Annotated in this window: 19 protein-coding genes and 2 tRNA genes; 4 read left to right on the top strand and 17 right to left on the bottom strand. The window is 46.0% G+C overall.

Annotated elements, in window-relative coordinates:
• Nucleotides 1-14 precede the first annotated feature (14 nt).
• Complete coding sequence (locus ICN39_RS05000) at nucleotides 15-689, bottom strand: ABC transporter ATP-binding protein (protein WP_216232980.1); 675 nt, start codon at nucleotides 687-689, stop codon at nucleotides 15-17.
• A gap of 56 nt (nucleotides 690-745) precedes the next feature.
• Between ICN39_RS05000 and ICN39_RS04995 the strand changes: the two genes are divergently transcribed.
• Entirely contained in the window at nucleotides 746-1,363 is a 618-nt protein-coding gene (locus tag ICN39_RS04995) for an arylesterase (protein ID WP_255532301.1), read from the top strand.
• 17 nt (nucleotides 1,364-1,380) lie between these two features.
• On the opposite strand, the gene ICN39_RS04990 is transcribed toward ICN39_RS04995, so the two are convergent.
• From ICN39_RS04990 to ispD, 9 genes are all read right to left on the bottom strand, one after another.
• A complete protein-coding gene (locus tag ICN39_RS04990; protein WP_216232978.1) occupies nucleotides 1,381-2,844 on the bottom strand; it encodes a peptidylprolyl isomerase in 1,464 nt (487 codons plus the stop codon).
• A 107-nt stretch (nucleotides 2,845-2,951) separates the two neighbouring features.
• Nucleotides 2,952-3,027 (bottom strand) — tRNA-Val (locus ICN39_RS04985).
• 106 nt (nucleotides 3,028-3,133) lie between these two features.
• Complete coding sequence (gene lon, locus ICN39_RS04980) at nucleotides 3,134-5,566, bottom strand: endopeptidase La (RefSeq protein WP_216232977.1); 2,433 nt, start codon at nucleotides 5,564-5,566, stop codon at nucleotides 3,134-3,136.
• 189 nt (nucleotides 5,567-5,755) lie between these two features.
• A complete protein-coding gene (clpX, locus tag ICN39_RS04975) occupies nucleotides 5,756-7,117 on the bottom strand; it encodes an ATP-dependent Clp protease ATP-binding subunit ClpX (RefSeq protein ID WP_216232976.1) in 1,362 nt (453 codons plus the stop codon).
• A gap of 26 nt (nucleotides 7,118-7,143) precedes the next feature.
• Entirely contained in the window at nucleotides 7,144-7,773 is a 630-nt protein-coding gene (gene clpP, locus ICN39_RS04970; protein WP_216232975.1) for an ATP-dependent Clp endopeptidase proteolytic subunit ClpP, read from the bottom strand.
• Between the two features lie 42 nt (nucleotides 7,774-7,815).
• Complete coding sequence (gene tig / locus ICN39_RS04965; protein WP_216232974.1) at nucleotides 7,816-9,153, bottom strand: trigger factor; 1,338 nt, start codon at nucleotides 9,151-9,153, stop codon at nucleotides 7,816-7,818.
• 57 nt (nucleotides 9,154-9,210) lie between these two features.
• Nucleotides 9,211-9,297, bottom strand: a tRNA-Leu gene (locus ICN39_RS04960).
• A gap of 77 nt (nucleotides 9,298-9,374) precedes the next feature.
• A complete protein-coding gene (gene ispF, locus ICN39_RS04955; RefSeq protein ID WP_216232973.1) occupies nucleotides 9,375-9,878 on the bottom strand; it encodes a 2-C-methyl-D-erythritol 2,4-cyclodiphosphate synthase in 504 nt (167 codons plus the stop codon).
• 14 nt (nucleotides 9,879-9,892) lie between these two features.
• Nucleotides 9,893-10,642, bottom strand: a complete 750-nt coding sequence (gene ispD, locus ICN39_RS04950; RefSeq protein WP_216232972.1) for a 2-C-methyl-D-erythritol 4-phosphate cytidylyltransferase — start codon at nucleotides 10,640-10,642, stop codon at nucleotides 9,893-9,895.
• Nucleotides 10,643-10,665: 23 nt separating this feature from the next.
• Between ispD and mfd the strand changes: the two genes are divergently transcribed.
• Both mfd and serB read left to right on the top strand, forming a co-directional pair.
• A complete protein-coding gene (gene mfd / locus ICN39_RS04945; protein WP_216232971.1) occupies nucleotides 10,666-14,208 on the top strand; it encodes a transcription-repair coupling factor in 3,543 nt (1,180 codons plus the stop codon).
• A 21-nt stretch (nucleotides 14,209-14,229) separates the two neighbouring features.
• Nucleotides 14,230-15,120, top strand: coding sequence for a phosphoserine phosphatase SerB (gene serB, locus ICN39_RS04940; RefSeq protein ID WP_216232970.1), 891 nt, complete (start codon nucleotides 14,230-14,232; stop codon nucleotides 15,118-15,120).
• Between the two features lie 46 nt (nucleotides 15,121-15,166).
• Here the strand turns inward: serB and ICN39_RS04935 are convergent, their stop codons facing one another.
• The 7 genes from ICN39_RS04935 to ICN39_RS04905 all read right to left on the bottom strand — a co-directional run bounded on the left by ICN39_RS04935 (nucleotide 15,167) and on the right by ICN39_RS04905 (nucleotide 22,805).
• Nucleotides 15,167-16,351, bottom strand: coding sequence for an acetyl-CoA C-acyltransferase family protein (locus ICN39_RS04935; protein ID WP_215361908.1), 1,185 nt, complete (start codon nucleotides 16,349-16,351; stop codon nucleotides 15,167-15,169).
• 81 nt (nucleotides 16,352-16,432) lie between these two features.
• Entirely contained in the window at nucleotides 16,433-17,791 is a 1,359-nt protein-coding gene (gene rimO / locus ICN39_RS04930) for a 30S ribosomal protein S12 methylthiotransferase RimO (protein WP_216232969.1), read from the bottom strand.
• A gap of 2 nt (nucleotides 17,792-17,793) precedes the next feature.
• Nucleotides 17,794-18,354: a polyhydroxyalkanoate synthesis repressor PhaR gene (gene phaR, locus ICN39_RS04925; RefSeq protein ID WP_216232968.1), complete on the bottom strand. Its 561-nt coding sequence runs from the start codon at nucleotides 18,352-18,354 to the stop codon at nucleotides 17,794-17,796.
• Nucleotides 18,355-18,482: 128 nt separating this feature from the next.
• Nucleotides 18,483-19,223 (bottom strand): 3-ketoacyl-ACP reductase, encoded by a 741-nt coding sequence (locus ICN39_RS04920; protein ID WP_216232967.1) that lies wholly within the window; start codon nucleotides 19,221-19,223, stop codon nucleotides 18,483-18,485.
• Between the two features lie 32 nt (nucleotides 19,224-19,255).
• A complete protein-coding gene (gene phaC, locus ICN39_RS04915; RefSeq protein WP_216232966.1) occupies nucleotides 19,256-20,890 on the bottom strand; it encodes a class I poly(R)-hydroxyalkanoic acid synthase in 1,635 nt (544 codons plus the stop codon).
• 116 nt (nucleotides 20,891-21,006) lie between these two features.
• Nucleotides 21,007-21,768, bottom strand: coding sequence for a peptidoglycan editing factor PgeF (gene pgeF / locus ICN39_RS04910; RefSeq protein WP_216232965.1), 762 nt, complete (start codon nucleotides 21,766-21,768; stop codon nucleotides 21,007-21,009).
• The gene (locus ICN39_RS04905) at nucleotides 21,768-22,805 is read right to left on the bottom strand and encodes an RluA family pseudouridine synthase (protein ID WP_216232964.1); all 1,038 of its coding nucleotides are present in this window, start codon (nucleotides 22,803-22,805) and stop codon (nucleotides 21,768-21,770) included. The genes pgeF and ICN39_RS04905 overlap by 1 nt, the downstream gene beginning before the upstream one ends.
• 20 nt (nucleotides 22,806-22,825) lie before the next feature.
• Between ICN39_RS04905 and ICN39_RS04900 the strand changes: the two genes are divergently transcribed.
• Nucleotides 22,826-23,713 carry an outer membrane protein assembly factor BamD gene (locus ICN39_RS04900; RefSeq protein ID WP_216232963.1) on the top strand — a complete coding sequence of 296 codons (888 nt, stop codon included), beginning with the start codon at nucleotides 22,826-22,828 and terminating at the stop codon, nucleotides 23,711-23,713.
• Nucleotides 23,714-23,771 lie beyond the last annotated feature (58 nt).

The following is a 23,771-nucleotide window of genomic DNA, read 5'->3' as shown; positions in this document are numbered from 1 at the left end:
TTATAAGGTTTTGCCTACAACAATCGCCCGCCTTGAAGGTGCAACTGACGCTGGCACCGATCAGCCAAGGCTTGGTCATGGGTGACCAAAATAAGGGTGGAATGATTGGCCTGATTTAGCTCAAAAAGCAGCTCAATAACCCTATTCCCGCTAACCTCATCCAGACTACCAGTGGGTTCGTCGGCAAACAAAATTGCCGGCTTCATAATGAAGGCCCTGGCCAGTGCTACCCTTTGCTGCTCTCCGCCCGACAAAGTCTTGGGAAAATGGTTGGCTCGCTCGCTCAAACCAACCTGCTCTAGGCAGGCAAGAGCGTTTTCCTTAGGCATCTCCATCCCGTTCAGCTCGGCCGGAAGCATGATATTTTCAAGGGCTGTCAAATGGGGTAGCAATTGAAAGGCTTGAAATACAAACCCTACCTTTTGCCCCCTTAATTTAGCCCGACCATCTTCATCAAGCCGATTGAGATTTTGGGAAACCAACTCAACATGTCCGCTAGACGGAGTATCTAAACCAGCTAGCAGCCCAAGTAAAGTACTTTTCCCGGATCCAGATGCACCAGTAATGGCAACACTTTCACCATCAAGGACATCAAAGCTAATGTCGTGCAAAATGGTCAGCGATCCATCGCTAGATAGAACTTGTTTGCCTAGATGAATTGCACTAAGGACTTTGACTGGAATACTCATAAATGAATCAAAATATTTGGTTGAGCTTCTTGAGTAGAAAAATACGAGCCATATCAATGGCAACCGCCCTATTTTGCCTGTTTATTCCATTTGGCACACAGGCTCAGAGTAACCCAGTTATTTTGATTATGGGAGATAGCCTTTCAGCAGAATATGGATTGACTCGCGGTTCTGGCTGGGTAAAGCTCCTAGAGAATCAACTCTATAAAGAAGCCAGCCCCTGGACTGTATTTAACGCCAGCATTAGCGGGGAAACAAGTTCCGGAGGTTTATCAAGGTTGTCAAAACTATTGGAGCAAAAGAAACCGGGAATCGTCTTTTTAGAGCTCGGTGCAAACGATGCTTTACGCGGCCTATCCATACAGGAGTCCGAAAAGAATTTACGCAAGATGATTCAGCTCAGCAAGAACTCTGGGGCCAAGGTGCTTTTATTTGGCATGCAGATTCCACCTAATTATGGACAAGAGTACACCAAGCAATTTCAGGATTTATATCCAAAACTTGCACGCCAGGAGCAAGTTGAACTCCTGCCATTTTTCCTAAAGAACGTTGCCTCTGATATCAATTTATTTCAGGCGGATCGCATGCATCCCAATGAGAAGGCTCAAGCTATTCTCTTGAAAAACGTATGGGGCGCTATGGCCCCATATCAAACACTACTGAAGAGTAAATAAGTAACTAGCGCTTAAGCTTAGCTGCCCGATCCAGTTGATGGGGGCTTAAGGGGGTTGATTGTCTTTACCCCGGCAACATCACGCCAATAAGCCATAAAGGCAGCAAACTCAGCTTGGGCTGCCAATGCCTGAATTTGTTGCGCTTGTGCCTTATGGACCTTTGCGTCTACGCCTGTTGGCTGTCTTACCTGATCAACGCGATACAGAATGGTGCCAACACCTGGATTTTGAACTGATACAAGCGCAGGGAATTTATCGGGATTGACGGACATCACTTCATCCAGAGCTCCGCCCACCAAATTTGCAGGCTTGTTACGAGAAACCCAAATCGGGCTAGCAAAGCCGGTGCTATTCTTTGGATCTTTTTCTAATGAGGCATAGCGATCAGCTGCAGCGCTTATGGCAAGTTTTTCGGCCATACGTTGACTAACTTGACGCTTGACCTCAGCAGCAACATCTTTATACGGGAGAGTTTGAGCGGGATGAAAAATCACCACTCGGGCTGAAACAAAAACGCCTGGAGCAGTTTGCACAGCTTCAATATTTCGTTTGTTCTTCACTGCTTCATCGCCAAATAGAGATTGAATCACCTTCGGGTTGGCCAATGGGTGATCTTTTGCAACACCAGCAACTCCAGAACGCATTACGCCCTTCTGGCTTTGAATATTCAGTTTTAATTTATCTGCAGCCGGCTTAAGGCTATCCGACTGGTCATAAGTAATATTGGCAAATTGATCAGCTTTTTCGCTAAATACTTTTGCATCTTCCTTTGGATCCGCCTTGAGAACGATGTACTCGACATCTACATACTCTGGGCTCTCGAATAACTTAGCGTTGGCATTGTAGAAAGCCTGTAGGTCTTCTTGGGATGGATTTACCTTGCTTAAGTAATCTTTCGCATCAAACGATAGCACCTGAACTTGACGCTCAGTCTCGTAAAGGGTTGAAACGATATCGGATAATTTGGGACTACCGATTTCAGTGCGGGCTACGGAGTTCACCAGCTGACTGATTTTTAAATCAAATGCTTGGCTTGCATAAAACTGCTCTTCATTCAAGCCATTGCTAGCTAGGAGTTGTTTAAACCGCGCATCATCGAAACTGCCATCTTGCTTATACAAAGCACGAATCTGTGGAATATTTTGCAGGCTTTTAACTAACGCCTCTTTGCCAACTTGCAAACGCAAATTGTTTACTGCGAATCCGAGAATACGCTGCTGCATTAATTCATTCAAAATTGCTTGTCTAAATTGGAGACTTTGAGCAATCTGCGCATTTCCACCTACGCGCTCTGCCTGACGTTTCGCAGCAGAATCTACCTCTTGAGCGGTGATAGGTTTGCCATTGATTTTGACAAGGTCGGTCTCTTTGTCCATGAAGCTGGAATAGCTAGAGATTCCAAAGAATGCAAAAGATGGAACAATCAAAAGCATTAATACAAATTGGAGAATTCGTTGGTGCTTACGGACGGTATCAAACATGTAAAAGTTCGCTAGTAAAAATTATCAATACCAGGAGTGTACTAGGCGCTGGGCCGGAGGGTACTGAAATGCCTGAGTAGGCAAAGGAAAACATGACGGTAATAATTTGGTGGGCGCTGAGAGGCTCGAACTCCCGACATTCTGCGTGTAAGGCAGACGCTCTACCAACTGAGCTAAGCGCCCCAAAATATTACAGGTGAGATTGTAACCCAAGCACGAACTTTAGGTGGATTTTCCGCTAAACCGGCCTCAATAGATGAGAAAGCTCTAACGAAAAATCACCCTATTTTTAGTGCTTAAGAACGTCTGCGGCTGCACCCTTCTCGTTTGCTTTACTGGCTTCCGCAGCCTTTTTAGCCAGCTCTTCAGGGGTAGGATCTGGCAGTGCTTCAGGCATACGCTCTAAAGCCAGCTCCAACACTTTATCGATCCAGCGAACCGGAATAATCTCAATCGCATTTTTGACATTGTCCGGAATATCAATCAGATCTTTGACGTTCTCTTCGGGAATTAAGGCTAATTTAATTCCTCCGCGATGAGCCGCTAAAAGCTTCTCTTTTAATCCGCCAATAGGCAATACTTCTCCACGAAGCGTAATTTCACCTGTCATGGCAACATCCGAACGAATTGGGATACCAGTAAATACCGATACCAAGGCTGTCGTAATTGCAATGCCGGCTGATGGACCATCTTTTGGTGTCGCGCCATCTGGGAAGTGAATATGAATATCCTTCTTCTCAAAGGCTTCATCCGTAATACCAAGTCGCTTGGATCTGGAGCGAACTACTGTTCTGGCAGCCTCAACGGATTCTTTCATTACGTCACCAATAGAGCCGGTGCGAGTGATAACACCTTTACCCGGCATAACAGCAGCCTCAATGGTGAGTAAATCGCCGCCCACTTCAGTCCAGGCCAAACCAGTCACCTGACCAACTTGATTTTCTTTACCAGCCAAACCAAAGTCATACATGCGCACTGATAAGAATTTCTCCAGGTTATCCGCATTCACAACAACTGGAGCAGCTTCTTTCTTCAGGAGCAACAGCTTTACTACTTTGCGGCAAATCTTGCTGATTTCACGCTCCAAAGAACGAACGCCAGCCTCACGCGTGTAGTAGCGAATCATATTACGCACTGCGCTATCTTCAATCTTGAGCTCATCCTTCTTTAAGCCATTATTTTTGATTTGCTTTGGAATCAAATAATTCACAGCAATGCTGGTTTTCTCATCCTCGGTATAGCCAGCTAAGCGAATAATTTCAAGGCGATCTAATAATGGACCAGGAATATTCAAAGAATTCGAGGTAGCGACAAACATCACATCAGATAGATCAAAATCTACTTCTACATAGTGATCTTGAAATGTGTGATTTTGTTCAGGGTCCAAAACCTCTAATAAGGCGCTGGCTGGATCACCGCGGAAATCCATACCCATCTTATCCACTTCATCCAGAAGGAATAAAGGGTTACGTACACCTACCTTGGTGAGGCTGCTCAGAATCTTGCCAGGCATCGAACCAATGTAGGTGCGACGATGACCACGAATCTCGGATTCGTCCCGGACACCACCCAAGGCCATGCGCACAAACTTCCTGTTGGTCGCACGCGCAATAGATTGACCTAAAGAAGTTTTACCGACACCCGGAGGACCAACCAAGCAGAGAATCGGAGCTTTCACACGATCAACGCGTTGCTGAACTGCGAGGTACTCCAAGATACGCTCTTTGACTTTATCCAAGCCATAGTGATCTTCGTCCAATACTTTCTCAGCATTAGTGAGATCGTTATTAATCTTGGTTTTCTTCTTCCATGGGAGGTTTACCAAGGTGTCAATAAAGTTACGGATGACCGTAGCCTCTGCAGACATAGGAGACATCAATTTGAGTTTCTTGAGTTCTGACTCCGCCTTTTTCAAAGCTTCTTTAGGCATACGTGCTGCCTTGATGCGCTTCTCTAACTCTTCGAGATCTGCACCCTCTTCACCCTCGCCCAACTCCTTCTGAATCGCTTTTACTTGTTCATTGAGGTAATACTCGCGTTGACTCTTTTCCATCTGACGCTTTACACGTCCACGAATACGCTTCTCAACCTGCAGTATGTCGATCTCACTCTCGAGATCAGCCAGCAAACTTTCCAAACGTTGCACAACATCCATCATTTCAAGTAGGCGTTGTTTCTGCTCTAGCTTCACCGGTAGATGAGCGCAGATGGTGTCAGCCAAACGGCTTGGGTCATCAATGCCACCAAGAGATGCCAGAATCTCTTGTGGAACTTTTTTATTGAGTTTTACGTATTGATCAAACTGAGCCATGATTGCGCGACGCAAGGCCTCGGTTTCATGGGCATCAATCGCATTAATAGCAGTCGGTGTCGCTTCGCAATTAAAGTAACCAAGACTATCTTCTATTTGACTAACTTCTGCGCGCTGCACACCTTCAACAAGCACCTTCACAGTGCCGTCAGGCAATTTGAGCATCTGCAAAATATTGGCAATACAGCCCACCTCATAAAGGTCCTCAATGACGGGCTCATCCTTGGCAGCCGTTTTTTGGGCTACCAATAGGACATTTTTTCCAGTTTCCATGGCAGCCTCGAGGGCTTTAATCGATTTTGGGCGACCCACAAACAACGGGATCACCATATGAGGAAATACAACTACGTCCCGCAATGGGAGCAAAGGTAGTTGAATTGGTTCAGAGGGTAATAATAAGTGGCCAGGCATGGGGCAAATCCTCCAAAGTAATCAAACCTCAAAAGTCTTCATTAGTGGCAATTGAATCAACAACCACTAAATAGAGACATTATTCATGAGTAGCATACTACCTATATGGGTAGGCTTTAGAGAAAAACAAGGGGTAAAAAGACAAAAAAGGGGCAAAAATGCCCCGAAAATAGCGAAAACCCTGAGAATTTAGGCTTTTTTGCTTAAATCTACCTGATCAGCGTCTTGTTTATAGACTAAAAGTGGTTTTCCGCCTTCAGCAATACTGCTTTCGTCAATAACTACCTTTTGCACATTCTTGAGCGATGGAAGGTCATACATGACATCCATCAAAGAACCCTCAAGAATTGATCTCAGGCCGCGAGCACCAGTTTTTCGGGCGATTGCCTTCTTGGCAATAGCTGACAATGCTTCGCGACGTACTTCGAGCTCAGAGCCCTCCATAGACAAAAGCGCCTGATATTGCTTAACTAAGGCATTTTTAGGTTCCGTCAGAATCTGAATTAAGGCCTCTTCATCCAATTGGGCTAGCGTAGCTACAACTGGTAAACGACCGATCAATTCAGGAATCAAACCAAACTTAATTAGATCTTCCGGCTCGACTTCAATTAAGAGATCGCTGACTCCGCGATCATCTTTACCTGGAACAGTAGCATTAAATCCGATACCTGTTTTAGCAGTGCGTTGCTGAATGACTTTTTCAAGCCCGTCGAATGCGCCACCACAAATAAACAAAATATTCGTTGTATCTACTTGCAAGAAATCTTGATTGGGATGCTTTCGCCCACCTTGTGGTGGTACAGAAGCCATAGTGCCTTCTACAAGCTTTAGCAATGCCTGCTGAACACCCTCTCCCGATACATCACGAGTAATGGATGGGTTATCTGATTTGCGTGAGATCTTATCAATCTCGTCAATGTAAACAATTCCTCGCTGCGCTTTTTCTACGTTGTAGTCACAAGCTTGTAATAGCTTTTGAATGATGTTCTCAACGTCTTCGCCAACATAACCAGCTTCAGTTAGGGTGGTTGCGTCGGCCATCACAAATGGTACATCTAGCATGCGCGCCAATGTCTGAGCTAGCAATGTCTTGCCTGAACCAGTTGGTCCAATCAACAAAATATTGCTCTTTGCAAGCTCTACACCATCAACCATTGCCTTGGCTGGGAGCTTGGATTCCTTTTTATCAGAACCTTCTACCGGCTTACCATCTTTATCCAGCTTTTCTTTCTTGGGCTTAGGCAAGTACTGCAAGCGCTTGTAGTGGTTGTATACGGCAACCGCTAGTGTTTTCTTGGCATGATCTTGACCAATAACGTATTGATCTAAGTTTTCACGAATTTGATGTGGAGTTGGCAAGGAATCATCGCCCTCTTCCTTAGGAAGCTTAGCAATTTCTTCTTGAATAATGTCAGTACATAGATCAATGCACTCGTCACAAATAAAAACAGATGGGCCAGCGATGAGTTTTTTTACTTCATGCTGGCTCTTGCCGCAAAAAGAGCAATACAGAACTTTGTCTGATGAATTCGTAGTGATGGTATCGCTCAAAATGGGCTCTAAATATCTATGAGGGTTTAAGGACGCTTCTCGATAACTTTGTCGATCAAGCCATAATCACGGGCTTGCTCTGCAGACATAAAGTTATCGCGATCGGTATCCTTGGCAATTGTTTCGATTGATTGACCGGTACGATCAGCCAAAATTTTATTGAGGCGCTCACGCAAATACAAAATCTCACGTGCTTGAATTTCAATATCGGAAGCTTGTCCGCGTGCACCACCTAATGGCTGGTGAATCATGACACGTGAGTTCGGTAGCGCATAGCGCTTACCTTTTTCACCGGCACATAATAAGAACGCACCCATGCTTGCAGCCATGCCCATACATAATGTGCTGACATGAGGCTTGATGAATTGCATAGTGTCATAGATGGCTAAACCTGCAGAAACTGATCCGCCTGGAGAGTTGATATACAGAGAAATTTCTTTATCTGGATTTTCACTCTCAAGGAACAGCAATTGCGCGATTACTAAGTTAGCTGTTTGGTCGTTTACTTCGCCAACCAAAAAGACAACGCGTTCACGCAACAATCTAGAGTAGATATCGTATGCACGCTCACCTCTTCCAGAGGTTTCAATCACCATAGGAACCAAGCCCAAGCCTTTTGGTTTTAGATTTTCAGACTGAGAATGGTTGTGGATCATTTCGAAACCTCTTATGGGTAAATGGATGACTTAGTAGTTAACTTAGTTTAGCTTGCTGAGTTCTTCGAAGGTAACAGCTTTATCGCTTACCTTAGCTTGGGACGTGAAATACTTAATCACGTTATCTTCAAGCACGAGATTCTCGATATCCTTCAAGCGACTTGGATTGCTATAAAACCAACGCACTACTTCTTTTGGATCTTCATATGTAGCGGCCTGCTCATCAATTTCAGCTTTGATTTGGTCAGCGGTAGCGGCTAAGTTCTGTTTCTTAACCAACTCGCTCAGGATCAAGCCAAGACGAACACGCTTAGTAGCTTGCTCTGCAAAAATCTCAGCAGGAATGGGAGCATCTTTAGCATTCGGAACGCCACGCTGCATCAAATCCTGACGAGCGCCTTCAACTAAACGCTCTTGCTCGGAAGCGACCAAAGACTTAGGAACATCAAGTTCACATAAGCTATTGAGCTTGTCCATCACTTCATTCTTGAGCAAGGAAGTGATGCGACGCTTAACTTCACGATCTAAATTTTCTTTTACTTCAGCGCGCATTTTGGCTACGCCGCCTTCAGTAACACCCAAAGACAATGCAAATGCATCGTCTACGGCTGGGAGGTGCGGCCAATTGACTGATTTCACAGTGATAGTGAACTCAGCAGTTTTACCTGCTACATCTTTACCGTGGTAATCAGCTGGGAAACTTAATGGGAAAGATTTGCTCTCGTCTGCCTTGAGGCCCAGGGTTGCCGCTTCAAACTCAGGAAGCATGCGCCCTTCGCCCAATACGTATTCAAAGTTTTCTGCTTTGCCGCCAGCAAACTCAACGCCATCAATCTTGCCAACAAAATCGATCACCACTTGGTCACCGTTTTGTGCTGCAACATTAGAGCCGCCATCACCATGGGCACCAGCTTCACCACGTGGGTGGTAATGAACTTGCTGCTTACGCAATACATCTAAGGCGCGGTCAATTTCAGCTTCACCAATATCGGTTGTGTATTTGCTAACTTCAGCCTTAGAGAAATCGCCAATCTTTACTTCTGGCAATACCTCAAAGAATGCATCAAAAACAATCTTGTCAGCATCGATTTCGCTCTTTGGCTCAAGGCGAGGTTGACCAGCTAAAGCAACACCTTCTTTTTGAGCCTGGTCATAAAAGAGTTCGGCAGCTTTATCAAATTGGAGTTCGAAGTCCACTTGCATGCCATGTTGTTTTTCAACGAGGTTCTTTGGTACCTTGCCTGGGCGGAAGCCAGCCATTTTCATGGTCTTACCAACTTTAGCCAAACGGGCTTCGCGCGCTTTTGCCAAATCGGCACGAGCGAATTCCAAAGTCATTTTGCGGTCTAGTGAACCTAAATTTTCTATCTGCACAGCCATTCTCGTCTCTTAATTGAAGATCTGGAAATGTGAAGTCCAAGCCAAGTAGCAATCTTGTGGTGCGAGGAGGGGGACTCGAACCCCCACACCATTTCTGGCGTCAGGACCTAAACCTGGTGCGTCTACCAATTTCGCCATCCTCGCGATATCCGCAAACTGCCAAGCCTAGACTTCACTCTAAAGACCGTAATTCTACAATGCCTAGGGTTTTAGAGGATCTTTTAGGCCTTGTAGAGCAAAGCTACGGCATGGACGGCAATGCCCTCCCCTCTGCCTAAATGGCCCAGGGATTCATTTGTCTTGGCCTTGAGATTAACGTGGCTGGGGGTCACAGCCAAATCGGCGGCAATATTGCGGACCATTTCTGGCAAAAAATCGGCTAATTTCGGCTTTTGGCAAATAATGGTGGCATCCACGTTACCAATCTGAAATCCTGCTGCTTGGATCTTCTGCAAGGCCGCCCTGAGGAGGATTCGACTGTCCATATCCTTAAATTGAGGATCTGTATCCGGAAATAACTGCCCAATATCATTTAAGCCTGCAGCCCCCAATAAAGCGTCTGTCAAGGCATGCAATAAGGCATCCGCATCCGAGTGGCCCAATAAACCCCTTTCATAGGGCACATGGACCCCACCCAGAATCAACTTTCGGTTCGCTACCAATGCATGAACATCGTAACCCTGACCAATACGAAATTGTGGAATATGAAGATTGCTTTGAGTCATATTGGATCTCTCGTTTATTTAGCGCTTGAACTTAATAGCAATTGCATTAAATCCCAATCAGCTGGGTGCGTCACCTTAAAGTTACGCGCAGCACCTTCAATTAATAAAGGCCTAGCTCCGGTTAACTCGATTGCGCTAGCTTCATCAGTAACATCGGCCTCAAGGCGAATGGCGCTCTCAAGAGCATCATGCAACTGTTTTAAACCAAACATCTGTGGCGTTTGCGCTTGCCAAAGATGCTCGCGTGGAATCGTTTTTTCAGAGCGTGGAATATTTCCTGCAACAACAGAATCTAAATCGGCCTGTTTTAAGGTGTCGGCCAATGGAACGGCTAAGATGCCACCGCTATTAGATGCCTGTACTGAGCTAATAAGCTTATTAATTAATGCGGGAGTAATCCCTGGTCTGGCTGCATCATGGACCAGAATCCAGTCATCGTGGGGGATACCAGCCTTAAGCATTGCCGCCAGAGTGTTTCGGACCGTTTCTTGTCGAGTTGGGCCGCCGGTTGGCACCACGTGAATACCCGACACAGTCTCAGCAATAGTTTGCAAAATAGGGTTCTCAATAAAGCCGGGGCTCACGCCAATCCAAATAGACTGGATTTGCGGGGAAGCCTTAAAGGCCTCTAGCGCATGAGAGACCATCGGCTTGCCAGCTAACAGCTGAAATTGCTTAGGCAACTCACCGCCAAGACGTGAACCCGTGCCCGCTGTAGGCAAAAGCGCATGGCATTTCTTGTTCGAATGAATTCCGGAGTGCATACCTGATTCTATAATGAGCACAGATGTCTGATGCATTAAATCTTGTACCCCCTATACCCGCTCCGCGGGCTGGGCAGCGCTTTACCTTTTCGGGGCTAGTAGGCTCAGCGGATGCCGCCCTAATTGCTCAAACCGCCCTTCGCTTTCGCAATAATTTCTCGGTCATGGTGATTTTCTGTGCACAAGCTCAGGAAGCGCAGAGGCTCCTTGAAGAAATTCCTGCTTTTGCACCGCAGTTAAAGTCCAGACTTTTACCCGATTGGGAAATACTCCCGTATGACCATTTTTCACCGCATCAAGATTTGGTTTCTGAACGACTCGCCACACTGTATGAATTACTCAACGGTAGTTGCGACATTGTCTTGGTTCCAATAACAACTGCCTTGCAAAGATTAGGGCCTCCAAACTTTTTATCTGGCCATACATTTTTCTTTCGGCAAGGCGACAAACTCAATGAAGCTGCTTTAAAGCTACAACTGCAACAAGCTGGCTATGATCCTGTCAGCGCAGTGATGCGTCCTGGCGAATACAGCATCCGTGGTGGCCTATTCGACTTATTTCCAATGGGCTCAAATCTACCTTACCGATTAGATCTATTTGGTGATGAAATTGAACAGATTCGTGCGTTCGATCCAGATACTCAGCGTAGCCTCTACCCCGTTAAGGAGGTTCGTCTTCTTCCTGGGCATGAATTTCCATTTGATGATGCCTCGCGCACTGCCTTCAGGGGGCGCTGGCGAGAAGTATTTGAAGGTGATCCGAGTCGCTGCTCTATTTATAAGGACGCCAATCTAGGGATACCTAGTGCAGGCATTGAATCCTACCTACCCCTTTTCTTTGAAGAGCAATCAAATCTTTTTGACTACTTCCCGCGATCAGGCGATCCCGTATGGCTAGTAAGCATTGGCGATGTTGAAGAAACTATCAAAAGCTTCTGGAAGGACACCCTCTCTCGATATGAGTTCCTTAAGCACGATCTTGATCGCCCCGTTCTTCCACCAAAAGAATTATTCCTTGATATTGATGAATTTTTCACCACATCTAAATCGTATGCACGCCTAACACTCGAGAAACACGGCGCTGAGAAAAGTCAATTTTTAGCGGTACCGGATATTGCTGTCCATCGCCGCGATGCTGATCCAATCAATCTTCTGCGCAAAGTAGTTTCATCCGAAAAGGTTCGTGTATTAATTTGCAGTGACAGTGCCGGACGTAAAGAATCGATTCGCCAACTCTTTGAAGAGAGTAATTCAGTTGCCGGCCTGGATGGCAAACCGCTCTATCCGCTAAAGCCAGAAGGCTTTGAAAGTATTGCTGAGTTCATTAAGAGCGATTCATTATTTGGGTTAGTGACTGCGCCACTCTTTAATGGATTTTCATGGCCCGCTGAAAACCTTTTAGTTGTTACCGAGGCAGAGCTATTCACCACTACAGCAAGACAGAGACGTAAAGCAAAAGGTAGTGATAATGCCGATCCTGACATGCTCTTTAAGGATCTGTCTGAACTGAAGATTGGTGACCCCGTAGTTCACACCGAACATGGTATTGGGCGCTATCAAGGTTTAGTACTTCTCAATTTAGCTCCGCCTAAAGAAGCGCCTATTTTTGAAGAGTTCTTGCATTTGCAATATTCGGGTCAGGCAACCTTGTATGTTCCTGTTCAGCAATTACAAATGGTTACACGTTATGCAGGCTCGGATCCCGATTCAGCACCGCTGCATCAATTAGGCTCAGGTCAATGGGATAAGGCCAAACGCAAGGCCGCCCAACAAATTCGAGATACCGCTGCAGAGCTATTGGGTCTGTATGCAGCCAGAGCAATACGCAAAGGCCATGCTTTCGAATTCTCAGCCCATGACTATGCCGCTTTTGCAGAAAGCTTTGGCTTTGAAGAAACTCCAGACCAAGCCAATGCAATCGCAGCGGTCATTGGCGATATGACTAGCGGCACACCAATGGATCGACTAGTCTGCGGGGATGTTGGTTTTGGAAAAACCGAAGTAGCGCTCCGAGCAAGCTTTGTAGCCGTAATGGGGGGGAAACAGGTAGCTATTTTGGCGCCAACTACCCTACTGGCTGAGCAACATGTGGCCACCTGGAAAGATCGCTTTGCTGATTGGCCAGTTCGCATTGTTGAGTTGTCACGCTTTAAAACAACCAAGGAAATTAATGCAGCTCTAGAGGCCATTGCAAAAGGTGATGCAGACATCATTATTGGCACACATAAGTTGCTTTCCAAAGAGACGCAATTTGCAAATCTTGGCTTAGTCATTGTTGATGAAGAGCATCGATTTGGGGTGCGTCAAAAGGACGCACTTAAAGCACTCCGTGCAGAAGTCGATATTCTGACGCTAACTGCTACACCTATTCCAAGGACGTTGGGTATGGCTATGGAGGGTTTGCGAGAGTTTTCTATTATTGCCACTGCCCCTCAGAAGCGTCTGGCAATTAAGACTTTTGTTCGCCGCGAAGGAGATGGCGTTATTCGCGAGGCCGTCCTGCGAGAAATTAAACGCGGCGGCCAGGTATATTTTTTACATAACGAAGTCGAAACGATTCAAAATCGTAAACACGCCTTACAAGAATTGATTCCAGAGGCTCGTATTAGTGTTGCTCACGGGCAGATGCATGAACGAGAACTAGAATCCGTCATGCGTGAGTTCGTTACCCAGCGTACCAATATTTTGCTGTGTACTACGATTATTGAAACGGGTATTGACGTTCCAACCGCCAACACCATCATCATGCACCGCGCAGATAAGTTTGGGTTAGCTCAATTACATCAATTACGTGGACGCGTGGGTCGCTCACATCACCAGGCCTATGCCTATTTACTGGTGCCAGATCCTGAAGCGCTCAGCAAGCAAGCACAGCTACGCCTCAATGCTATTCAGGCCATGGAAGAGCTCGGCTCTGGCTTTTACTTAGCCATGCATGATTTAGAAATTCGGGGGGCTGGTGAGGTCTTGGGCGATAAGCAGTCCGGTGAAATTCATGAAATAGGCTTCCAGCTGTATACCGAGATGCTCAATCGCGCCGTTACGTCTCTACGCAGTGGGAAGGAGCCTGATTTACTGTCACCGCTACAAGCTACTACTGATGTAAATCTCGGTGTTCCTGCCTTATTTCCTGAAGATTACTGCCCTGACGTTCACGAGCGTCTATCCCTATATAAGCGCTTTGCCGGTACGAATGACTTTTCTGAACTCATGGGATTGCGCGAAGAATTGGTTGATCGTTTCGGCGACCTTCCAGATCAAGCTAAATCCTTTTATGAGACTCACCGCCTAAGACTTGAAATGACCGGTTTTGGCATTAAAAAGATTGATGCATCGCCTACTTCGATTCAGATCCAATTTATACCTAACCCGCCGATTGATCCGATGAAGATCATTCAGCTCATTCAGTCGTCCAAGCACATCCAGCTAAATGGCCAGGATAAGTTAAAAGTATTGCCCCAGAAAGAACGTGAATTCGAGAAGCTAGAGCAACGTCTAGATGCTATACGCAATATCTTGCGACGCCTTAATGAATCCGCGGTATTAAGCACTGCAAAAGCAAGCTAGCAATCCGATTATTATTAAGTCATGACTAATCACCAAGTCCTTGTAACCCTGTCAAGGGAGCCCATTGCTGAGAAGCTCATCTTTTCATTAAAGGATCAAGCCTTAAGGTTTGGCATTTCGCTGCACTCAACTGGCGGCCAAACCAGCAATAGGAGCTACTACTGCGAGCGCTTTGAATCTAAGGCACATCTGGATATCGCTCAACGAGAGCAGCTGCGAACGATTGCCGCCAGCTTTAATGCAGACCTTTGCTTTCTAAAGCCAGATCTATTGCCGCAGGACATCCGTGTACTAGCGATGGATATGGATTCAACATTGATTAATATTGAATGTATCGATGAGATTGCAGACTTTACTGGTAAGAAATCTGCTGTGGCTGAAATCACTGAAGCCACTATGCGCGGTGAAATTAAAGACTTTAAAGAAAGCTTAAGAAGGCGTGTTGCTCTATTAGAAGGCGTTCATGCTGATGCGCTTGAGTCTGTTTATAGAGAGCGCTTACGACCCAACCCTGGCGCAGCAGAACTTTTGGCTGGAGCTCATGAGCGTGGCTTGTACACCCTGCTTGTCTCAGGCGGATTCACCTTTTTTACAGAAAAGTTACGCCAGCAATTGGGATTTAAGCAGACGCAAGCCAATACCCTAGAAATCAATGATGGAAAGCTAACTGGCAAAGTCCTTGGAGACATCGTTGATGGTGCCGCTAAAGCAGCTCATTTAGATGCGGCCTGCGCCCGTCTTGGCTGCACCAAGGCTAACGCCATCACAATGGGTGATGGTGCTAATGACTTAATCATGATGAACGGTTCGGGCATTAGCGTTGCTTACCAAGCAAAGCCTGTCGTCAAAGAAAAAGCCGACGCGGCTTTTGACCGAGTCGGCTTAGATGCTGCTTTACTACTGATATCTTAAGTTTTTACCCAAGAGATCAGCGTAATTTCAATTCCTATTTAAGGGCTTAAAGACGCTCAAAAATAGTTGCAATACCTTGTCCACCGCCAATACACATTGTTACCAAAGCATATTTTCCTTGAACGCGGTGCAACTCATGAATTGCCTTAGTGGCAATCGCAGCACCAGAGCATCCAATTGGGTGACCCAAAGCAATCGCGCCACCATTGACGTTAGTCTTGGCCGGATCCAATCCTAGACCTTTAGTAACAGCCAAAGCTTGAGCCGCAAACGCCTCATTAGATTCAATCACATCAATTTGATCTAATTTGAGGCCAGCACGCTCAAGAGCAATCTTAGTTGCAGGAATTGGGCCTTCGCCCATGATGTGGTTTGGCACACCAGCAACTGCATATGAAACCAAACGAGCGATAGGTTTATGCCCCGCCTTCTTTGCAGTTTCAGCGTCAGCCAATACAAAGAATGCGGCGCCGTCATTGATGCCAGAAGCGTTTCCAGCTGTTACGGAACCACCCTCTTTTTTAAACACCGCCTTCATCTTGCCAAGCGTTTCCATGGTGGTATCTGGCTTGCAATGCTCATCCGTATCAAAGACGATATCGCCTTTGCGAGTCTTGATAGTGATTGGAACGATCTGAGACTTAAAGCGACCTTCTTTAATGGCATTTGCTGCACGGCGATGTGACTCTACTGCCAATGCATCCTGTTCTTCGCGAGTCAGCTTCCATTTTTCAACGAGGTTTTCAGCCGTAACACCCATATGACCAACGCCAAATGGGTCTGTCAAAACCGCAACCATCAAGTCAAGCATCTTGGTGTCGCCCATGCGAGCACCACTACGCATAGCTGGTGAACCGTACATTCCACGCGACATCACTTCTACACCACCACCAACACCATAATCACAATCACCCAACATAATTTGCTGCGCAGTAGTGACAATCGCTTGCAATCCTGAGCTGCACAAACGATTCAAAGCCATCGCTACGGACTCCATTGGCAAGCCAGCCTGAATTGATGCAACGCGCGCTACATAGGCATAACGACTATCTGTGGGAATAGTATTGCCAACAGTCACGTAATTTATCAATGCTGGATCAACACCTGAGCGAGCGACCGCTTCTTTCATCACAATGCCGCCGAGCTCGGAAGGCTCAAAGCTACTGAGGGAACCATTAAAGGTGCCAATTGCGGAACGAACTGCACTTAAGACAACGACATCACGACTCATATCAATCCCCTTTGCTAAGCCCAATTATTGGGCTGACTTTGTACTAAATAGGTAAACCAGCTCTCAGTTTTATTGCATTCGTCAAGTTTCGGCTATTAGGTCATGCCCTTGGGAGCCGATAACATTAGCCTTAATGATTTCACCGGCGCGATAGCGCTTAGAAGGCTTGCTAGGGGGCAAAACCCTCACTAGACCATCAATTTCTGGGGCATCACCGATTGTTCTGCCAATTCCGCCAGAATCATCCACCCGATCAATGATGACCTGGATACGTTTGCCTATTTTTTTAGCAAGCCGTTTGATGGAAATATCTTCGGCTTTAGCCATAAACCTAGCGCGACGCTCTTCTCTTAGAGCAGAAGGAACTGGGTTATCCAATTGATTTGCTGTAGCCCCATCTACAGGCGAGTAGGCAAAACAACCAGCACGATCAATTTGAGCCTCTTCCAAAAAATTGAGGAGATGTTCAAACTCCTCCTCAGTCTCGCCAGGAAAGCCCGCAATAAAGGTGCTACGAATAACCAAATCTGGGCAAGCTTCACGCCAGGCTAAGATGCGCTCCAAATTCTTCTCACCGCTCGCTGGACGCTTCATGCGCTTCAAGACGTCTGGGTGGGAATGCTGCAGAGGAATATCTAAATACGGAAGGACACCATAGCCATGCTCTGAGAACTCAGCCATCAAAGGCAATACATCATCCACGTGTGGGTATGGATAAACATAATGCAATCTCACCCAAGCCTGATGTTCGCGAGCAATTTGGTTTAATGCATTGACCAAATCAAACATTTTGGTTTTAACTGGTTTGCCATCCCAAAAGCCGGTGCGATATTGAATATCAACACCATAAGCACTCGTATCCTGGGAGACAACTAACAGCTCTTTTACGCCAGACTCAAATAATCGTTTAGCTTCAAGCAACACCTCACCAATCGGCCGCGAAACTAAATCGCCACGCATATTGGGAATGATGCAGAAAGTACAGCGATGGTTACAGCCTTCACTAATTTTGAGATAGGCGTAATGCTTTGGCGTGAGTTTGACGCCAGCCGGGGGAACTAAATCTACGAATGGATCATGCGGCTTAGGCAGATGCAAATGAATTGCTTGCATTACCTCGTCGGTTGCATGGGGACCAGTAACAGCGAGGACTTTGGGGTGAATACTCGATATGAGATCATTGCCGTCGGCATTTTTTCTCGCGCCTAGACAGCCAGTCACAATGACTTTGCCATTTTCAGCAAGAGCCTCGCCAATAGCAGAAAGACTTTCTTCTACAGCAGAGTCAATAAAGCCGCAGGTATTCACAACTACAAGATCGGCGCCAGAATAATCCTTGGCGGTCTCATACCCTTCAGCACTTAACTGCGTCAGGATAAGCTCAGAGTCTACAAGTGCCTTAGGACATCCTAAGGATACAAATCCAATTTTTCCGGCCACAACTATTCTTTTTCAGCTTTATTGGACTGGGGGTTGAATGGGAAATTTCCAAAGATATTTTGTGAACCCTGTACCTGCTCTTGCATTTTGATAAAGAGATCTTTACTTTGCTCCATGTAGTTTCCCATTAAACCCTGCATCAGAGGATTTTGGAGATTCATCATTTGTGACCAGGCCTCTGGTGTGCTACCAGCACCAAGACCCTTCGTTTGATCGCCAAGCTTATTGTGAATATCCACAAATGATTGCATGGTCTTTTCAAGATAATTCCCCATCAAACCTTGCATGGAGTTTCCGTAAAAGCGAATGATTTGAGAAAGCATTTGTGAAGAAAACACTGGAGCACCACCAGCTTCTTCTTCAAGAATAATTTGCAGCAAAATATTGCGGGTTAAATCTTCTTCAGTTTTAGCATCGACCACTTTAAAAACTTCATTAGCCATGACTAAGTTTTTAATGTCGGATAGCGTGACATACGTACTTGTCTGGGTATCGTAGAGACGACGATTCGGGTACTTCTTGATGAGCCGATCTTCGCCAGCTCGTTTAGCGCGGGTAACCATGTATTTTCCTAACTATTTACTGCATCGCAACATCAACGTAGTTTAGCCTTAAGTTGACCAAAAGGTAAATACGTTGTGTTGCGTACTGCACATACAACAAATACTGAATTAATTGTTGCGGTGCAATATTAACCAGTGTGGATGCCGCCGTTTAATGAAAAGTCTGCTCCAGTAGCATAGCCACCATCTTCTGATGCAATCCAGCAACAAATAGAAGCAATCTCGTCAGGTGTACCCAAACGCTTGACTGGTATCCCGGAAACAATCTTTTCAAGAACATCTTCCCGAATGGCCTTAACCATGTCGGTGCCGATATAACCAGGAGATACTGTATTTACAGTGACGCCCTTAGTGGCAACCTCTTGAGCTAAAGCCATTGTGAAGCCGTGAAGGCCTGCTTTTGCTGTTGAATAGTTAGCTTGGCCAAACTGGCCCTTTTGACCATTTACTGAAGAAATATTGATGATTCGGCCCCAATTATTTTCAACCATGCCATCAATCACTTGTTTGGTAACGTTAAACAAGGAGTTCAGATTGGTGTCAATAACGGCTTTCCAGGCATCTGGAGTCATTTTGCGGAAAACGCTGTCACGCGTAATGCCGGCGTTGTTCACCAATACATCCACACGACCCACTTCAGCCTTGACCTTCTCAAAGGCGGCAACTGTACTATCCCAATCAGAAACATTACCCTCTGAAGCGATAAAGTCGTAGCCCAACGCCTTTTGTTCGCCGATCCAGCGATCCTTACGCGGGGAATTGGGGCCGCAGCCTGCGATCACTTTGAAGCCATCTTTAGCCAAACGTTGGCAGATAGCGGTACCAATACCACCCATACCACCAGTTACATATGCGACTTTTTGAGACATTGCTTTCCCCTTATTAAAACCTTCGTTAATTGTTAATTGAGTTCTGGTGTTGCTTTTTCTTTTACATACACACCAGGTGCCGCTTCCATTTTTTTGTACTTAGCATTTCCAAAAGTAGTGCTTGCGGGTTTCTTTTCACCACCAAATTGCTCAAGCCATTTGGTGTAATCGGGCCACCAACTACCTGGAATCTGTTTTGCGCCCTCCAACCACTCCTGTGCTGTTGCTGCAATCTTGCTGTTTTCAAAGTAATAGCGCTTATTTTTTGCTGGAGGATTAATCACACCCGCTATATGTCCAGATGCACCTAATACAAAACGATTTTTACCTTTAAGAAGGTGGGTTGACTCGTAAGCTGACCGCCAAGGAACAATATGGTCCTCTTGCGATGCATATAAATATGCAGGGCAATGAATTTTTCCGAGATCCACTTTCTCTCCGCAAATTTTTACCTTACCTGGCTTCACTAAATCATTTTGCAAATAAGTGTGGCGTAGGTACCAGCAATACATTGCGCCAGGAAGATTAGTGGAGTCACCATTCCAATACAACAAATCAAATGGTGGAGGTGAATTACCTTTGAGATAGTTTTCCACTACGTAGTTCCATACCAAATCATTTGGCCGCAAGAATGAAAAGGTATTACCCAAATCAAGGCCTGACATCATGCCGTACTTGCCACCTTTGCCGCCAATGGAGTTCTCACGCATTTCCACCATGCCTTCATCGATAAAGACATCGAGAATCCCGGTATCCGTGAAATCCAATAAGGTAGTTAAGAGTGTCAAGCTTGCTGCTGGGTGCTCGTCTCGAGCAGCCAGCACAGCTAATGCTGAGCTTGTTAAGGTTCCGCCAACGCAGAATCCCAAAATATTAATTTGCTTCGTGTCGCCGATCTCTTTAACCACATCAATCGCTTTGATAACGCCCTTGCCTACGTAATCCTCCCAGCTCACTTGAGCCATGGATGCATCTGGGTTCTTCCAGGAAACCAAGAACACGGTATGGCCCTGGCTCACCATGTGGCGCACTACAGAGTTATCGGGTTGTAAGTCGAGAATGTAATACTTGTTGATACAGGGTGGCACCATTAAATAAGGCCGCTCAAATACATGCTCCGTTAATGGCGTGTATTGAATTAACTCAAATAACTCATTACGAAACACCACATGACCTTCTGTGGTGGCAATATTCTTTCCAACTTCAAAAGCAGATTCGTCGGTTTGAGAGACCTTGCCTTTTTTCATATCTCCCAACAAATTAACAATCCCCTTTTGAATGGATTGACCTTGGGAACTAATGATACTTTCCAATACTTCTGGATTGGTGGCAATAAAGTTTGATGGCGATAGCGCATCAATCATTTGCTCAGTAGTAAAGAGGATTTTCTGCTTTGATTTTTCGTCAGTCTCAACCGCTTTTGCCAATTCCATAAGATGTTTGGAATTGAGTAAATAAGTAGCTGCAATCACTTTGCTCCACGAGGAGTGCCAAGCCTTCCCTGCAAAACGACGATCTTTGACTTCAATAGCTTCGGGGTTGGTTGCAATGTGTGCCAACTCCGTGAAATATTCTTTCTGGATTTCAGACAAACGCTCTGGCGGAATTAGCGCCATATGATGCGGCGCCAAAGATGGTGTTGCACCGGTATTCATGCCTGCAAACATAGTGGTCTCTTCAATTAATTAAGGACATTCTCCGCCCTTAAGCGCTATAGAGTTATACGCAATAACCCTAGCTTGGTGCACGGGCTAGTACTAACCCGCATGCTTTTGTGCAGAGCCTATTTTTCAATCCAAATAGCTGAGGCAAATCTTCCGGTCTCACCATCGCGACGATAAGAGAAAAAATGCTGTTGATCTCTAACGGTGCAGTATTCGCCGCCAAAAATCATTCTCATACCGCAAGCCTCTAAACGCCCTCTTGCTAATAGGTAAATATCTGCAAGGTACTTTCCACTCTTATTGGGTATTGCTTTAAATGCATTTGTTGGAACCGGAAAGCCGGAGTCTTGAAAGGATTTCACAACATCCTCGCCAACCTCAAATGATTGAGGTCCTATAGCTGGTCCCAGCCATGCCATCAAATCCGCAGCAGTAGAGTCGCCAGCAATTTTTAACATTTCGGCAATTGTATTTTCCAGAATGCCTGCGCAAAGCCCTCTCCAGCCGGCGTGGGCAGCACCAATAGCAGTCCCATTGGAGTTGGTAAATAAAACAGGCAGGCAATCTGCCGTCATGATCACCAAGACTTCTTCAGGAGTGTTGGTGACCGAGGCATCTGCCTCAATTGGCATTCCCTGGTTTAAGTGCCGGGTTTGCGGAGTGCTCACTGTTGTTCGGTGAATCTGCTTTAACCAAAGCGGCTCGCCTGGCATCTCTTTAGTAAAAATAACTCTATTAGCTAAAACATCCCCAGTGCGATCACCGACATGATCGCCTAGGTTTAAGGAATCATATGGGGCTTGACTTACACCACCCGACCTTGTGCTTACTAATGTGCGCACCGACTTTGGAGCGGGCCATTGAGGCTCGAGCAAACTCATCAGCGCGCTTCATTTTCAATAGAGGCCAACACAACAGACTCTTTAGGAAGAACATCATCATTCATTCCAAGCTGGGGCAACAAATCCAATAAATCTTGAGGCGGTAAGCGGAACCAAGTCATTAATTCATTTCTTACCGGATGTTGAAGACTTAAAGCAAAAGCATGCAATGCCTGACGATTAAATGAAAGATTTTTAGCTGCACCCGGCGCCTTTTTGCGATATACCGGGTCGCCCACCAAAGGAAAGCCGAGCGATTCTAGATGAACGCGAATCTGATGTGTGCGCCCGGTTTCTAGGCGGCACTCCAACAGTGCAACAGCAGACTCTCCCACTAGACCCTTAGCCAAGCGTCGAAATAAAGTAGCTGCTGGCTTTCCTTGTGGACTACCTGCGGCCATCTTGAGGCGGTCTCGCTGATCCCGCCCAACAGAAGCTAGGACCTTGCCTTGACTTGGGGCATCACCCCACACCCAAGCTAAATAGCGACGCCCTACTGTTCTTTCCTGAAGTTGACGCACCAGGGAGGTTTGGGCTTGCGATGTTCTGGCAACCACCATCAAGCCCGAAGTGTCTTTATCCAGGCGATGGACAATTCCAGCTCTGGGAAGCGTCTTGAGCTCAGGATAATGAAATAAAAGGCCATTCAACAGGGTTCCAGACCAATTTCCAGCTGCCGGGTGAACCACCAGACCTGGCGGCTTATTGACCACAATGATGGCCTCATCCTCATAAACAACATCCAGGGGAATATTTTCAGGGCTGAAGGCAAATTGCTCGGGCATTTCTTGTGGAAAGACCTTAATACTCTCGCCGCCATGGAGCAAATAACGGGCTTTGGTAACCTTTCCGTCGACCATAACAGCCCCTGCCTCAACCCAAGCCTTAAGGCGATTGCGAGAATAATCAGGCAAAGACCCTGCTAGCACCTTGTCCAAGCGCTCGCCAGCCATCTCTAAAGGGATGTCTAGGGAGATGAAATCCTCATCATCGATATAATCAATGGGATTCGATTCAGGAGTTTGCGGCAATGCCACGCTTAGAGAGCCTTTCAGTTATGTCCGACGTAATATCAGACGCCAGTTTAAGGCTTGCTGGGAATTCTTCCCCACAAAAAAAGAGCTTCCATGTAAGTTGCACTCCTTTTGCCCTACTTTTAGCCCTCGTGTTTGTATTGATGCTTTTGGGTGGATGCGCAGGTAGTGATGGCAGTAAAGATGACACCGATATCTGGTCAGAGGCAAAACTCTATTCTGAAGCTACCGACAAGCTCAATGATGCTGACTTTGCTAAGTGCGGCAAGTACTTTGAAAAATTAGAGGCGCGCTTTCCTTTTGGGCCTTATTCACAACAGGCACAAATTAATGCTGCTTATTGCTATTGGAAGGCACAAGAACAAACTCAAGCACTGGTTGCGATTGATCGCTTTATTAAATTACATCAAGGTAGTCAAAGCCTAGATTACGCCTATTACTTAAAAGGTCTCATTACTTTTAACGATGATTTGGGATGGCTTGGCAAGTTCACTGGCCAGGATCTCAGTGAGCGCGATCCTAAAGCCGCAAAAGAAGCCTTTGAGTCATTCAAAGTAGTGGTGGAACGTTTCCCAGATAGTAAGTACGCTCCAGATGCATTGGATCGCATGCGCTATATCGTGAACTCACTTGCAGAGGCGGATGTTATTGTTGCGCGCTTCTACTATCAACGTGGCGCCTATCTGGCCGCAGCCAATCGTGCTCAGCTAGTTATTCGTGATTATGATCGCGCACCTGCCGTTGAAGAAGCGCTCTACATTCTCACCAAGTCTTATGAGAAGCTTGGCATGGTTGATCTCAGCAATGATTCTGCTCGCGTCTTCAAATTAAACTTCCCAGACAGTCAAATGATGATCACTGGCCAACGTGTTCAAAAAGAACGCAGGTGGTGGCAGTTCTGGAATAAGTAAAATTATTTAGATCTCATAAAAAAATCCTCCGTTCTGGAGGATTTTTTATTTGTTGATT

It is taken from the genome of Polynucleobacter sp. AP-Reno-20A-A9 (genome assembly GCF_018882085.1).
GTDB lineage: Bacteria > Pseudomonadota > Gammaproteobacteria > Burkholderiales > Burkholderiaceae > Polynucleobacter.
This window is presented reverse-complemented; position numbering and strand designations above follow the sequence as displayed.

What these genes read in the sequence shown, in the direction of transcription:
- ICN39_RS04990 (WP_216232978.1), bottom strand. Translation starts at nt 2,844, where the DNA reads ATGTTTGATACCGTCCGTAAGCACCAACGAATTCTCCAATTTGTATTA.
- ispF (WP_216232973.1), bottom strand. Translation starts at nt 9,878, where the DNA reads ATGACTCAAAGCAATCTTCATATTCCACAATTTCGTATTGGTCAGGGT.
- lon (WP_216232977.1), bottom strand. Translation starts at nt 5,566, where the DNA reads ATGCCTGGCCACTTATTATTACCCTCTGAACCAATTCAACTACCTTTG.
- ICN39_RS05000 (WP_216232980.1), bottom strand. Translation starts at nt 689, where the DNA reads ATGAGTATTCCAGTCAAAGTCCTTAGTGCAATTCATCTAGGCAAACAA.
- ICN39_RS04995 (WP_255532301.1), top strand. Translation starts at nt 746, where the DNA reads ATGGCAACCGCCCTATTTTGCCTGTTTATTCCATTTGGCACACAGGCT.
- serB (WP_216232970.1), top strand. Translation starts at nt 14,230, where the DNA reads ATGACTAATCACCAAGTCCTTGTAACCCTGTCAAGGGAGCCCATTGCT.
- ICN39_RS04935 (WP_215361908.1), bottom strand. Translation starts at nt 16,351, where the DNA reads ATGAGTCGTGATGTCGTTGTCTTAAGTGCAGTTCGTTCCGCAATTGGC.
- mfd (WP_216232971.1), top strand. Translation starts at nt 10,666, where the DNA reads ATGTCTGATGCATTAAATCTTGTACCCCCTATACCCGCTCCGCGGGCT.
- pgeF (WP_216232965.1), bottom strand. Translation starts at nt 21,768, where the DNA reads ATGAGTTTGCTCGAGCCTCAATGGCCCGCTCCAAAGTCGGTGCGCACA.
- phaC (WP_216232966.1), bottom strand. Translation starts at nt 20,890, where the DNA reads ATGTTTGCAGGCATGAATACCGGTGCAACACCATCTTTGGCGCCGCAT.
- ICN39_RS04920 (WP_216232967.1), bottom strand. Translation starts at nt 19,223, where the DNA reads ATGTCTCAAAAAGTCGCATATGTAACTGGTGGTATGGGTGGTATTGGT.
- phaR (WP_216232968.1), bottom strand. Translation starts at nt 18,354, where the DNA reads ATGGTTACCCGCGCTAAACGAGCTGGCGAAGATCGGCTCATCAAGAAG.
- ispD (WP_216232972.1), bottom strand. Translation starts at nt 10,642, where the DNA reads ATGCACTCCGGAATTCATTCGAACAAGAAATGCCATGCGCTTTTGCCT.
- tig (WP_216232974.1), bottom strand. Translation starts at nt 9,153, where the DNA reads ATGGCTGTGCAGATAGAAAATTTAGGTTCACTAGACCGCAAAATGACT.
- clpP (WP_216232975.1), bottom strand. Translation starts at nt 7,773, where the DNA reads ATGATCCACAACCATTCTCAGTCTGAAAATCTAAAACCAAAAGGCTTG.
- ICN39_RS04900 (WP_216232963.1), top strand. Translation starts at nt 22,826, where the DNA reads ATGTCCGACGTAATATCAGACGCCAGTTTAAGGCTTGCTGGGAATTCT.